The sequence below is a fragment of the Clostridium sp. genome (assembly GCF_047718555.1).
Lineage (GTDB): Bacteria > Bacillota > Clostridia > Clostridiales > Clostridiaceae > Clostridium_I.
In genome coordinates, this window is record NZ_JBDNRK010000022.1 from 1 (window position 1) to 11440 (window position 11440).

General features: G+C 26.3%; 19 protein-coding genes and 1 pseudogene. 7 read left to right on the top strand and 13 right to left on the bottom strand.

Features of this window, described 5'->3' with window-relative positions:
• Positions 1-118: 118 nt before the first annotated feature.
• On the bottom strand, positions 119-421 hold the full coding sequence (locus ABF633_RS10360) for a hypothetical protein (protein ID WP_415523629.1): 303 nt from the start codon (positions 419-421) through the stop codon (positions 119-121).
• A 178-nt stretch (positions 422-599) separates the two neighbouring features.
• On the opposite strand from ABF633_RS10360, the gene ABF633_RS10365 reads away from it, so the two are divergent.
• Positions 600-1094: a hypothetical protein gene (locus tag ABF633_RS10365; RefSeq protein WP_415523630.1), complete on the top strand. Its 495-nt coding sequence runs from the start codon at positions 600-602 to the stop codon at positions 1092-1094.
• A 334-nt stretch (positions 1095-1428) separates the two neighbouring features.
• On the opposite strand, the gene ABF633_RS10370 is transcribed toward ABF633_RS10365, so the two are convergent.
• The 3 genes from ABF633_RS10370 to ABF633_RS10380 all read right to left on the bottom strand — a co-directional run bounded on the left by ABF633_RS10370 (position 1429) and on the right by ABF633_RS10380 (position 2547).
• Positions 1429-1911 carry a hypothetical protein gene (locus tag ABF633_RS10370; RefSeq protein WP_415523631.1) on the bottom strand — a complete coding sequence of 161 codons (483 nt, stop codon included), beginning with the start codon at positions 1909-1911 and terminating at the stop codon, positions 1429-1431.
• A 131-nt stretch (positions 1912-2042) separates the two neighbouring features.
• A complete protein-coding gene (locus ABF633_RS10375) occupies positions 2043-2237 on the bottom strand; it encodes a helix-turn-helix transcriptional regulator (protein ID WP_415523632.1) in 195 nt (64 codons plus the stop codon).
• Positions 2238-2316: 79 nt separating this feature from the next.
• Positions 2317-2547: a hypothetical protein gene (locus tag ABF633_RS10380; protein WP_415523633.1), complete on the bottom strand. Its 231-nt coding sequence runs from the start codon at positions 2545-2547 to the stop codon at positions 2317-2319.
• Positions 2548-2825: 278 nt separating this feature from the next.
• Here ABF633_RS10380 and ABF633_RS10385 point away from each other — a divergent pair, with 278 nt between their 5' ends.
• Positions 2826-2996: a hypothetical protein gene (locus ABF633_RS10385; RefSeq protein WP_415523634.1), complete on the top strand. Its 171-nt coding sequence runs from the start codon at positions 2826-2828 to the stop codon at positions 2994-2996.
• Between the two features lie 698 nt (positions 2997-3694).
• Here ABF633_RS10385 and ABF633_RS10390 read toward each other — a convergent pair.
• The 3 genes from ABF633_RS10390 to ABF633_RS10400 are packed head-to-tail and all read right to left on the bottom strand — an operon-like array spanning position 3695 to position 4564.
• The gene (locus ABF633_RS10390) at positions 3695-3838 is read right to left on the bottom strand and encodes a hypothetical protein (RefSeq protein WP_415523635.1); all 144 of its coding nucleotides are present in this window, start codon (positions 3836-3838) and stop codon (positions 3695-3697) included.
• Between the two features lie 19 nt (positions 3839-3857).
• The gene (locus ABF633_RS10395; protein ID WP_415523705.1) at positions 3858-4289 is read right to left on the bottom strand and encodes a tyrosine-type recombinase/integrase; all 432 of its coding nucleotides are present in this window, start codon (positions 4287-4289) and stop codon (positions 3858-3860) included.
• Positions 4286-4564 carry a site-specific integrase gene (locus ABF633_RS10400; RefSeq protein WP_415523636.1) on the bottom strand — a complete coding sequence of 93 codons (279 nt, stop codon included), beginning with the start codon at positions 4562-4564 and terminating at the stop codon, positions 4286-4288. The genes ABF633_RS10395 and ABF633_RS10400 overlap by 4 nt, the downstream gene beginning before the upstream one ends.
• Positions 4565-4788: 224 nt before the next feature.
• Here ABF633_RS10400 and ABF633_RS10405 point away from each other — a divergent pair, with 224 nt between their 5' ends.
• From ABF633_RS10405 to ABF633_RS10425, 5 genes are all read left to right on the top strand, one after another.
• The gene (locus tag ABF633_RS10405) at positions 4789-5379 is read left to right on the top strand and encodes a YdcF family protein (RefSeq protein ID WP_415523637.1); all 591 of its coding nucleotides are present in this window, start codon (positions 4789-4791) and stop codon (positions 5377-5379) included.
• A gap of 108 nt (positions 5380-5487) precedes the next feature.
• On the top strand, positions 5488-6057 hold the full coding sequence (locus ABF633_RS10410; RefSeq protein ID WP_415523638.1) for a DJ-1/PfpI family protein: 570 nt from the start codon (positions 5488-5490) through the stop codon (positions 6055-6057).
• A gap of 324 nt (positions 6058-6381) precedes the next feature.
• On the top strand, positions 6382-6579 hold the full coding sequence (locus ABF633_RS10415) for a helix-turn-helix transcriptional regulator (protein WP_415523639.1): 198 nt from the start codon (positions 6382-6384) through the stop codon (positions 6577-6579).
• 4 nt (positions 6580-6583) lie between these two features.
• Complete coding sequence (locus ABF633_RS10420; protein ID WP_415523640.1) at positions 6584-7003, top strand: hypothetical protein; 420 nt, start codon at positions 6584-6586, stop codon at positions 7001-7003.
• A 280-nt stretch (positions 7004-7283) separates the two neighbouring features.
• On the top strand, positions 7284-7676 hold the full coding sequence (locus ABF633_RS10425) for a hypothetical protein (protein WP_415523641.1): 393 nt from the start codon (positions 7284-7286) through the stop codon (positions 7674-7676).
• A 156-nt stretch (positions 7677-7832) separates the two neighbouring features.
• Here the strand turns inward: ABF633_RS10425 and ABF633_RS10430 are convergent, their stop codons facing one another.
• From ABF633_RS10430 to spo0A, 6 genes and pseudogenes are all read right to left on the bottom strand, one after another.
• Positions 7833-8252 carry a hypothetical protein gene (locus tag ABF633_RS10430; protein WP_415523642.1) on the bottom strand — a complete coding sequence of 140 codons (420 nt, stop codon included), beginning with the start codon at positions 8250-8252 and terminating at the stop codon, positions 7833-7835.
• A gap of 134 nt (positions 8253-8386) precedes the next feature.
• Positions 8387-9205, bottom strand: coding sequence for an alpha/beta fold hydrolase (locus ABF633_RS10435; RefSeq protein WP_415523643.1), 819 nt, complete (start codon positions 9203-9205; stop codon positions 8387-8389).
• A gap of 143 nt (positions 9206-9348) precedes the next feature.
• Positions 9349-9882, bottom strand: coding sequence for a MarR family winged helix-turn-helix transcriptional regulator (locus ABF633_RS10440; protein ID WP_415523644.1), 534 nt, complete (start codon positions 9880-9882; stop codon positions 9349-9351).
• A 114-nt stretch (positions 9883-9996) separates the two neighbouring features.
• Positions 9997-10212: pseudogene (locus ABF633_RS10445) on the bottom strand (site-specific integrase); the annotation flags it as partial.
• Entirely contained in the window at positions 10176-10331 is a 156-nt protein-coding gene (locus ABF633_RS10450; protein WP_415523645.1) for a site-specific integrase, read from the bottom strand. The gene ABF633_RS10450 and the pseudogene ABF633_RS10445, both read right to left, overlap by 37 nt.
• Positions 10332-10435: 104 nt before the next feature.
• On the bottom strand, positions 10436-11260 hold the full coding sequence (gene spo0A, locus ABF633_RS10455) for a sporulation transcription factor Spo0A (RefSeq protein ID WP_415523646.1): 825 nt from the start codon (positions 11258-11260) through the stop codon (positions 10436-10438).
• Positions 11261-11440: the final 180 nt, after the last annotated feature.

The following is an 11440-nucleotide window of genomic DNA, read 5'->3' on the forward strand; positions in this document are numbered from 1 at the left end:
TTAAAATTAATAGATACAAATATAGTATTATCAAGGCTTACAAATTTTTTAGTTTCAGTTTGGAACTAGTTTCACTATATAATATAAAAATTATCTTTGTCATATTAATTTGAAAAACCTATTCGTTTTCAGGTATTACTTCATATTTTCCATCAATAATTCTATAAGGAATCAATACTATAGGTTGATTTGCTGGTGTAAATAAATCTATTCCATCTTGATCTTCATCTGGTCTAAAATATTTTCCTCCAAATTTTTTTACTATATAACCTTTAGTTCCTGGTGGTATTGTTCCTACATTGCCATTTTTCTTTACAGAATCAATAGTTGGCATAGCAACTGCAACCCCAGAAGCAAGTACAGGACAATAACATCTTTCTGTTATTTTAACTCTGCATAATTTATTTTCAGAGGAACTCATAAGTAATCACCATCCTTCAATAATTTTATACTAGAATAAATTATACCTATATTATACCACTTATTATACAAATTTACTTTTTCTAATTGATTTTACTTTATCAAGAGTGTATTATTTACCTATAACGTTATAATAAGGAATTATAAGCTAATATTGATTTAAAATGGAGGTTGATAATGTGAAAACAGCAAACAAATCAATCATTGCTTGGATAATAGCTATAATAGTAGTTGCAGGAATTGGCATAATAATATATAAAAATAATTATAATATTGATTCAACAAGCTATTTATCAAGTAAGAACGATTCAGGAAAGAGCTTCGACATTAATGAAAATTATAAAATTATAACTAATAGTGAGAGTTTTGATTTTACTAAATTTAATGGTAAATGGTCATTGATAGAATTTAATTCTTCTAAGAATAACAAAATAACTATAGAAGATAATACAAAAATAACTAAAGGTAAATTCTATATTATAGTACTAGATTCAAATTATAATATTGTAGTTAAGAAAAATGAATCAATTGATAAAGGAAATATAAACTTTACCACTCCTAAAGATGGGAAATATATTATTAGAATTGCTGGAGAAAATACAAATGGTACTTTTAATATAAAAATAGATTCTGCAAATAAAATAGATATATCTCATAAAGATTTTTTCTCTTAAAAATAATCTATCTTCACAAAAATAAACCTTATGTTTTAAAGTGGCATAGGGCTTATTTATTTTTAAAACTCTTACATTTTAAAAATGTAATTTATTGATATTTTTATTCCAAACCATTGTTAATAAGAAGTAAAGATTTTTTGAGATTTTTTCTATTACTTTTTACAATATTTAATTTAGATATTTTTCTATTCATATATTAAATACTCTAAAAAATAAAGGTGTGTACAAAATGTCCACCACTCATGAAAAAAATAAGGTATTACATTTCTGCAACACCTAAAAAAATTTTTATATACAATAAATATATTTACGTAACATTTTAAACTTGTTTTTATGGATCTTCATATTTATTAATAATCATCCAAGTATTATTTACTGTTTTAATTGTAAATTTTATAGGAATTCTCCAAGAGCCACCTACGATTTTATTTTGTGAATCTACTATACTAACTGAATATGTCATATCCACGTAAATTATATCATTAATCTTTTTCTGCGAATCTTCTTTTAAACTAAAACTAACTTCGAATGGTCTTTTATATTTTGTATCATTTACATCATATATATTATATATATTTGTTTCATTAAATACTTTTTGTGACATATGCTTTGATATATCATTTGAATATCCATCTTCAATTAAAAATGCTCTTTTCACTACATTATAAACTTCTTCACTGTTAATTACCTTATTAGCATTACTTACATTATAAGCTTCCGTGTTTTTAACATTCTTACTACATGATGTAAATATAAATATTAAAAATATAGAAGTAAATATATATATTATAGTTCTTTTTTCAATAATAAGCACTTCCTTTACAAATATAAAATAAACAATTCATATTTCCATTGTAATCCTTAATATGTACAAGTATCAAATATTTCTACAATATTCTTTATCTAAAGTGGGAAAAAAGGTACCACCAATTTTGGCGATACCCTTTAACTATCAAGTATAAATAATTCTTCTATTGTAGTGTTTAATAATCTAGCAAGTTTCATGGCTAATTCAAGTGTAGGATTATATTTTTCATTTTCAATAGCATTAATAGTTTGTCTTGTAACCCCTAAAGTATTTGCTAAATCCTCTTGTCTACATCCTAATTGTTTTCTTAGCTTTTTTATATTATTTTTCATGTTTATACCTCTTTTAATTTGGAAAAAAATGAGCAAGTATGCCCAAAATTAATACAACTAATATAACTCCTATAAAATATCAAGTAAAAGATTTTCGTCCACCCATATCATCCATTTTCCATCTTAAAATTTGAGTAGTACAGAAATAAATTGCATTTCCTATGCTTAAGATATAAAAAGGAAGTGTCAAAGTATGTGTATGAATGGAATCATAAATAAACCACACAAGTAAAGCTACATTAGTAAAAATGCTACTGCACCTAATTGCTTTTAAATTAATGCTCATTTCCATTTCATCCATTTTTTTCATGAAATCATCTCCTAAAATGTAAAATTCTTTTTACATCTTTATTTTATCAATAATTCAAATTAAATGTCAATAGTTTTTTACATTTTATAATTCACAATATGTAAATACCTATAATAATTCCCAAAATATTAAAATAAAACCTAGAAATACTGCTTAAGCCAATATATAATTGTTATATGGATTAATACGAAATTGTAATATATTGTATCATGATGATATCATAGATGTAATTTTATGTATGGTACTTAACAAAAATATAAGGTAGGCGAATTTATAAAATGAGACTAAAAGTATTTTTGCAAAATATGACTATGGGTATAGTCTGCATTGTAGTTTTTCTTATATTTATGAAAGTAACTGGAATTGATATACCCACATGGCTTGGTACATTTATTATCCTTGGTATAATGAGTGTATTTAATAGTATTACTTTCAAAAAAGCAACTTAATATTTATTAATTTTACAGATACAGCAATTTAATCTAACAAGCTCTAACATTCTTATAATAACTTTAGTACACAGTTTTCTTAAAAGACGTAACAAGTAAAAAAGGCAAGAAAGCAAAAGGACATGTTATAATTAATCTAAGTTAAATTAATCTTTATTGTCAATTTAAAACAAAACAACAAATTTTTGCTACTATTGAGAGTATAAATATCTAATACAAGGGAGTGATATAATATTTTAATTAATTCTAAGTATAAAAAGCAGGCTATTATAATTTTATTATTTACTTGTTTCATTTACTATGGTATAGGATTTTTATTAAAAGCTAATGAATTATATCTTATAACATTCCGTAAAAATGGAATTGATATTAGTATTTTTGCAATTTTCTTAGTAACAATTACTTCGGTCTTGATTACATATATTGTTGAATTTATTAAAAAGTATATAAGCAAACAGAAAACTAAGTAATATGAATTTTCTATCTTTAATTCACAATCTCCTAACAGGTTGAATTAAGTAATGATTATTATATTAGAGTTATTCCAGTCTATGGATAACTAACCTACTTCCTTAAAAAAGACAATAAGAAATCAAGCCCTTGATAAATTCCATTTTTTTCAATATAATCAAAGTATCATCAGATGGATTTGTTAAAGGTTTAATTTAACAATATTCAATTGTAATAAGTCGGTACTGCTAATACTGGCTTATTGTATTTTGTGTAACTACATAAATACAAACATTGCCATATCCTGTGATGTTTATATCCTTAATAATTATGTTTTTTTCTTGAACACCTGCTGTGATATAAAATTCTTGTAGATATTTATATTGATTCATTTAAATCACCTCTTATTTTTTACTTATCCATATTTTCTATAGGACTAAACCTCTGGTAATTCTTACGAATATCTTCATCACTTAAATCTGTATAAGTCTGTTCAGTAACTTCCACCGAACTATGCCCTAATATTTTACTTAATGTAAAAATATCTCCACCAGCCATTAAAAATCTTCTACCAAAATTGTTTCTTAGACTATGTGGTGTAATATATTTTTTAATTCCACACAAAGTAATATATTTCTTAAAATTCTTCTCAAAATTCATAACTTTTCTATCCCTTTTGCTTTTTACATTATCTGCATTAATCATTACTGCTCTTCTTACTAAGTCGACATCATGAATCTGTAACGCTAATGTTTCACCTACTCTCATACCAGAGTCCATAATGAGATTTATAATCGTATAGTCTCTAAATTCTACGTATTTGGTCGTATCTAGGCTTCCTATAAGTCTTTTATATTCCTTAAATAATTATTTACTGTGGATACATTAACTTTTTTCTCATAATCTTTTCTGTTTTGTGGTTGATTTTTTAATTTTGAATCTTCATTATTTACAAAAGAATACTTACCTTTTTCTTTTGTAAATCTAACATATTCTTCTATATGGATTTTCTTTAATTGTTTAATAGATATGATTTTATATTCTTGTAATAAGAATCTTGTAAAAAGTTTTAAGGATTGATCATAAGATTTTATGGTTTTAGAACTTAAATTTTTCATATCACATGAAGTTAAATAATCTTCTATAGTTTTTTACATTTTATAATTCAAAATATGTAAATACCTATAACAATTCCCAAAACATTAAAATAAGACCTAGAAATACTGCTTAAGCCAATGTATAATTGTTATATGGATTAATACGTAATGGTAAATAAATGCGAAGAATAGGTTATATATTGGTGGATGATAGTAATAGACACATGTAAGAGGAGATATGATAAATGATAATATTATATATTCTATGTGCAATATTAATATGTTTTATGATTGAGTATGCTGTTCTTTGTAACAGTTTAAAGAAATCAGCCTATAATAATGGGCAAAAAAAAGATGTGATTATTGTACTTGGTTATCCCGCAAAAAAAGACGGAAGCGTTTCACCAATTCTGCGAGAGCGAATAAATAAAGCAGCAAAACTATATCATGAAGGAATTGCTGAAGTAATTATCTGCACTGGTGCGGCTGTCGCTAATAACTATGTTGAGGCAGATGTCATAGCACAAACCTTGATTGAATTAGGAGTGCCTGATTGCAGTATAATTCGTGAAAAACTTGCAAAGGGTACATATGAAAATTTAGTAAACTCAAAGAAAATTATGAAAGATAGAGTATTGAGAACAGCAGTTATTGTATCCTCACCTTGGCATTTACGAAAAGCCAGTTCGTATGCTTTTAGACTTGAAATTAAACATACAGTGGAAAAATCTAAATTTCCACTTGAATATCTAATAATAGGAGTTGGCATTATTTACCTTTATTTATATACTCAGATGTTCATAAACCTCTTGCGTTATCATAAAGGCAAACAATAGAGTTAAGTCATAATTTTCTTATAAGACGCAACAGTAAAAAAAGCGAATTAACTTAAAAAAATTCATTAATTGAAGTTATTATCACTGAAATAAAGGAGAATACTATTAATGAGAAAAATTTTATGTTTTATTTATGAAGGTATGGTTGATTTTGAAATGACATTAGCCTGTCATTTAGTAGATAAAGAAATAGTTCCAATTGCCTATGAAATTAAGGTTATAAAAAGTAAATCAGGTATGTGCTATTATCCTATGTCTACAGTTAAAGAAGCATTGGAACATGCAGATGTTGATGGTCTAATTATACCAGGTGGATATAATGATGAGCAGAGGGATGAGTTAACAGAACTCATAAATAAACTAAATGACCAATGTAAACTATTATCTGCAATATGTGCAGGCCCACAGTATTTAGCCAGAGCAGGAATATTAAAAGGCAAAAAATATACAACTACTTTAACTGAAGATAAACTTAAGGAATATTTTCCAATGGTGTCAGAAGACCCATTTCCAAGGGATACATATGTAAATAAAAATGTTGTAAGAGATACTAATATAATTACAGCAGTAGGAAATGCCTTTGTAGATTTTTCTATAGAAATACTCCATTATTTTGATAACTTTAAAGATGAAGCAGAAAAGAAAAAATGTGCAAGTCATTATAAAGGTTTAATCTAATAGTCATTTATACTGGTGAACAATATTCAAATAGTCCGAACAAACTATTTTACAAAGTTACGGAAGCCAATAAATATTTTGATTGTTTACAGTATCAAATAATATCTATTTTCTCGCTCTGCTGGTCATCTTATCCACTGTCTTAATCTGTCTGTTTATTCCATGCGGTCGTTAAATAAATTCTTTTCTTTCTTGTATATTCAGATTTAGAAACTATATTCGAAATGAACTATAAAATTTTTTAAATGTAAACTTAGCTTGACATTTAATGTAAAGTTAGCTACACTTTAATTGTAAAGCTAACTATACGTTAAGGGGGTTATCATGAAAAATCGTATTAAAGAGTTACGTAAGAAAAAACGCATGACACAGGAAGAACTTTCAGAACTCTGTAAAGTTACTAGACAAACGATAATATCTCTTGAGAATGGCAAATATAATCCGTCAATTTTTCTCGCACACAAAATAGCTAAAATATTTGAATTATCAATTGAACAAGTATTTATTTTCGAGGAGGAATAATGTTATGAATTACGCTAAAAAAAATCTTTTATTTTTTACAATTTATTTATCTATTGGTATTATTGCAACTTTAACTGCTATATTTCACAACTTCCCTGATAATTACAAACAAGGCATTGTATCAGGAATAGCCGGTGGATTTATAGTTCCTGGAATATTAGGAATTATAATAACTCTCAAATTAATAAAAAATCCTAAAAAAGCTGTACAAGTAGAAATTGCAAAAACCGAAGAACGTACGCAATTAATAGGATTAAAATCAAAATCATCTACTTACACTGTAGTCCTTTATTGTGAGTCCATAGCAACCTTAATAACTGGATTCTTGGGTTATCGTGAAGCATCTATAACAATTGCTATTGTTTTATCTGTTCAAGTATTACTATACATTGGTTTTCTCTGTAGCTATAGTAAAAAGTACTGATGTATTTCATATACCGATTTATTGCTAATTAGTAAATCGGTATATTTTATCTACTATTAAAATCTAATTACTTCTCTTTATAATCACTTCCCACTATTTCAATAATATTTTGTGGGAATTTATCATTTCTTAGCGTCTATATAAATAAACACATAATCTTAGAGAAATAAAGGAAACTATATGGTTGATTTTATTTCACCGATAGTGTATTATTTAACTATAACAATAATAACTTAATTAATTATATGAAATCATATTTTATAAATGGGGTGATATACTTATGCCGTATTTTTGGATAAATTTAGGATTTACTTTACTTATTATTTTACTTTGTATAGTTGGTACTATTATATGCATTAAAGATATAAGAGAAAATAAAACTAAAGCTCTTTGGATAATTGTTATTACATTAATTCCCTTAATCTTATTACTGGCTGTACAAGATGCATTACCATATTTTAAGGATATAAAGTATGTTATGAATAAACAATTTTTAGTATCTAATTACACAGTTGAAAAAGTTGGTTTATCTAGTAAACTAGGTAATGATTTTTCAGCAAATGGCAAATCTTTTTACGGCTCAAATAGCTTTAAATTGAAAAAAGGTGAAAAATATACTTTAACATATACCCCAAATAGAAGATTTGTTATTAAGGCAGCACCAATAAAATGAAGTTAATCTCTTTACATATATTAGATAATTATATATAATATCCCTGTCATACATACTTAAAATTTTTGTTCATTGCTAATAAACCTTATGTTAATAAATATCATAAGGTTTATTTATTTTATATATATGTCGTCAAACAGTTTTTTTCTTCTCTTCCTAAAGTTCCTGAGATAACTCATTATATCTTTGCTCCAAAACTTTATTAGATTCTTCCAATGTCTTTGTTTTTTCTTCAAGCTGCTTCTTCTCTAATATGTACTGTTGAGTTTGTTTTTGAGTCATTTCTGAGATCTTATCTTCCCCTATTTCCCTTAAGAACTTTTTCTGCTCTTCTTCAGCAGACATCTTAGCCCATATCTTATATGCCGTAGTTGCTTTTAAATCTTCATTCTCTACTAAAGATTGTAACTCTGGAATAAGATTGCTAAGCTTTTTATAATTTTGAAGTTGTCTTTGGTCTATTCCTATTTGAGTAGCTAAATCAGATTGAGATTTGTTAGGAACGAAATTATTTTCATCCTTATTTTTATGATTTCCATTATAAATCCCATAAATCCTTTCAAGTGTATTCGGCAAATTAAAAATGTATAAATACGCAGTCAATACAGGATTATAATTATTAAAATAACAGTATAAATATTAATTGTAAAAAATAAAAAAGAGCAATTAATGCTCTAAACTGGTGGGATTTATGACGTTTTATTAGAAAATTACGACTCATTAACCCTTAAAAGCCATTCGTTAACTAATGAATCAAATAGTTCTTTCTGTTCTATGTACAAATTATGTCCTGCCCTATCCAATACAGTGAAAGTTGCCCTTGGATAATTTTCCAAGATACTCCAAGCATCTTTATATCCTACACATGAATCTTGACGACCTAATAATATAAGAGTTGGTTTCTCAAACTTTTTCTTCATATTATCTACATCGAAAGAAAAATCATATTCATTGGCGTCAAGCTTTTCTAAAAAATCAATATCTGCTATCTTTATGCCAGGCAGTATTTCATCTCTAAATCTCTCCCAATTACTCTTACTTTGTACTACCTGTATTGAACTAAACCTTTTTACATCTTCCGAGTCAATTTGTGATAATAGTTTAGTATCTCTCTTTAAAATAGTATGTTGTGGGACATCACGTTTCTCATCATTTAAAATAATAGCTGGACATATTAGCAATAATCCATCTATTCTACTTGCCATTTTATATACTACTCCTCTTGCTAAGAATCCGCCAAAGGATTGACCTGCTAGTAAGAAATTTTCATTTGGAATAACTTTTTTAATAAAATCAATTATAACATCGAGCATTGCATCTAAATTTACTATCCATCTCTCGCCTTTAGTCTTTCCCATCCCTGGTAAATCAATATATATTCTCTTATATCCACTTCTATTGTGAAATACAGGCTCCATACATCCTGTCATTAATCTATGGTCTACAGGAGAACCATGCAACATAAGAATTGGCTTTCCAGATCCATATACCTCATAATTTACTTCTATATTGTTTAAATTACATTTCATTTTCTTACCTCCATTTTTTGTTTTATTATACAGTCCAGAACTATTTATAGTTTAATATCCATTCTAGCCCTCTCAATAATACAAATAAAATTTATATTATAATTATATTTTGATATGAAAGTATTTATTTAAAAAAGAGAAACTTAAAAGTTGTTATAAATTTTCTGTAGAATATCTCTAAATATTACTTTTTCTTCATCAGAAATTCCTTTATATTCACGCATATAAAGCTTCTCCGAAATTTCTTTAAAACCTAATTTTAACTCCTTTCCTTTTTCTGTTAGATATATAATACTTGATCTATTATCATTGAGATCTTTCTTGCTTGAAACATATTCAAATCTGATTAATTTATTTACTAAAGCTGTCACAGTGGACCTGTCTCTATGGATAGTATTTGCTATTTCCGTCATTGTTGCTTCCTGACATTTGAATAATGCCGATAAAATGTCTCCATGAGAAGGTGCAATATTTTTTAGACCTAACTTCTCCATTTCCTTCAATAAGAACTTATCAGCCTTTTCTCTAATTTTGGCAATTAAACTTATTGTATTATCTGTATTCATAATATTACTATACTTTGATATCAAAGTATAGTCAAGTAATAGTTGAATAATAATATAATCACGATATTCATGAAATTTAGTTGTATCGATATGCCTAAGTAATTCTGACATTTGTTCATCAGAAATAAAACCTTTTGGTTTTCTATCATTTTTGAATTGTTTAATATTTTTGACTATATCTTTTTTGATATAATTTTGATCTTTTAGATAATTGAAAAATACTTTAATATTTCTAATATAATTATTAACTGTTGTCAAAGATACTTTTTTACCATAGTCATTTCTAATTTCTGGTTTATTAATTTTTAAACTATTCTTATCACCTACAACAGTATATTTACCTCTGTCTTTTATATAGATTATATATTCTCTTATTATTTTTTCAGAAATACTTGATAAATTAACTATCTTTTTTCTTCGTTTAAATAATTGAAAAATAATCTGAGTGTTTGTTCATAACTCATCATAGTTTTTTTAGATAAGTTTTTAGATTCACAGTAAATCATAAATTCATCTAATAAAATTTCAAGATTTTTCATAAAAAAATAGACCTCATCCATTCACCTAATGAATGAAAAAAGTCTATGAGTATTTTTTTATAGATTTATACACAAATTTTTACATTTTAGCTTCTAGCATAAAAAGCGAACTACCACCAAACCCATTACTGAGCAATATTCTTAACTTTATTTTTAAGTCTAAGCTTATCTGCAATCATAGCTATAAATTCTGAATTAGTTGGTTTACCCTTTGCGTTATGTATTGTATACCCAAATAACTTATTTATAGTATCAACTTGACCTCTTGACCAAGCCACTTCAATTGCATGTCTTATTGCCCGTTCAACACGACTGGCAGTTGTATTATATTTTTTTGCTATAGATGGATACAGTTCTTTAGTTACAGCTGATAAAAGTTCTATATTATCTACCACCATAGTAATAGCTTCTCTTAAATACATATAACCTTTAATATGAGCAGGTACTCCTATTTCATGAATTATACTTGTTATTTCAGCTTCTAAATCTAAAGGCTCTGACTCGGAAACTTTTACTTCTGCAGCTTTCTCAGTAGGCATGGTCTTTTTTGTATCTGAATCTAAAATTGTATTATTAAACATTTGCCTTATTCTCTTTGTAAATACATCCATATCAAAAGGCTTTACAACATAATAATCTGCACCTAAAGTTATAGCTCTCTGCGTAATCTTATCCTGACCTACAGCTGACAATACAATTACGTTTGGTACAGGATTTATATCCATATTTCCAAGTCTTTCCAGAACTCCCAATCCATCTAAATGTGGCATTATTATATCTAATATAACTAAATCTGGCTTCTTTTCTTCAATTAATTTTAAAGCCTCTATTCCGTCTTTAGCGATCCCCACCACTACTATATCACTTTGGTTTAATAAATAATCATTTAGAATGTTACAAAATTCTTTATTATCATCTGCTATCAATACACTTATTTTAGAATATTCCATTTTATACTCCCCTTTATATTTCTATTGCCATATGTTTACAATTTAAAATATTCGACAAATCTTTAATAAAACCTTCTTTATTATATAAATAATTTTTTTTATTAAATTTATTTTATATTTATATTTTTATTAAATAAATTATATTTCTGTTCTATTTTATTATTAAATCAACTAAAAAGC

Excerpts from the sequence above, each read along its gene's own strand:
- ABF633_RS10360 (WP_415523629.1), bottom strand. The coding sequence starts at position 421 with ATGAGTTCCTCTGAAAATAAATTATGCAGAGTTAAAATAACAGAAAGA.
- ABF633_RS10375 (WP_415523632.1), bottom strand. The coding sequence starts at position 2,237 with ATGAAAAATAATATAAAAAAGCTAAGAAAACAATTAGGATGTAGACAA.
- ABF633_RS10415 (WP_415523639.1), top strand. The coding sequence starts at position 6,382 with ATGAAAAATCGTATTAAAGAGTTACGTAAGAAAAAACGCATGACACAG.
- ABF633_RS10410 (WP_415523638.1), top strand. The coding sequence starts at position 5,488 with ATGAGAAAAATTTTATGTTTTATTTATGAAGGTATGGTTGATTTTGAA.
- ABF633_RS10380 (WP_415523633.1), bottom strand. The coding sequence starts at position 2,547 with ATGAAAAAAATGGATGAAATGGAAATGAGCATTAATTTAAAAGCAATT.
- ABF633_RS10435 (WP_415523643.1), bottom strand. The coding sequence starts at position 9,205 with ATGAAATGTAATTTAAACAATATAGAAGTAAATTATGAGGTATATGGA.
- ABF633_RS10385 (WP_415523634.1), top strand. The coding sequence starts at position 2,826 with ATGAGACTAAAAGTATTTTTGCAAAATATGACTATGGGTATAGTCTGC.
- ABF633_RS10440 (WP_415523644.1), bottom strand. The coding sequence starts at position 9,882 with ATGTCAGAATTACTTAGGCATATCGATACAACTAAATTTCATGAATAT.
- ABF633_RS10400 (WP_415523636.1), bottom strand. The coding sequence starts at position 4,564 with ATGAAAAATTTAAGTTCTAAAACCATAAAATCTTATGATCAATCCTTA.
- ABF633_RS10420 (WP_415523640.1), top strand. The coding sequence starts at position 6,584 with ATGAATTACGCTAAAAAAAATCTTTTATTTTTTACAATTTATTTATCT.
- ABF633_RS10450 (WP_415523645.1), bottom strand. The coding sequence starts at position 10,331 with ATGGATGAGGTCTATTTTTTTATGAAAAATCTTGAAATTTTATTAGAT.
- spo0A (WP_415523646.1), bottom strand. The coding sequence starts at position 11,260 with ATGGAATATTCTAAAATAAGTGTATTGATAGCAGATGATAATAAAGAA.
- ABF633_RS10405 (WP_415523637.1), top strand. The coding sequence starts at position 4,789 with ATGATAATATTATATATTCTATGTGCAATATTAATATGTTTTATGATT.
- ABF633_RS10425 (WP_415523641.1), top strand. The coding sequence starts at position 7,284 with ATGCCGTATTTTTGGATAAATTTAGGATTTACTTTACTTATTATTTTA.
- ABF633_RS10390 (WP_415523635.1), bottom strand. The coding sequence starts at position 3,838 with ATGAATCAATATAAATATCTACAAGAATTTTATATCACAGCAGGTGTT.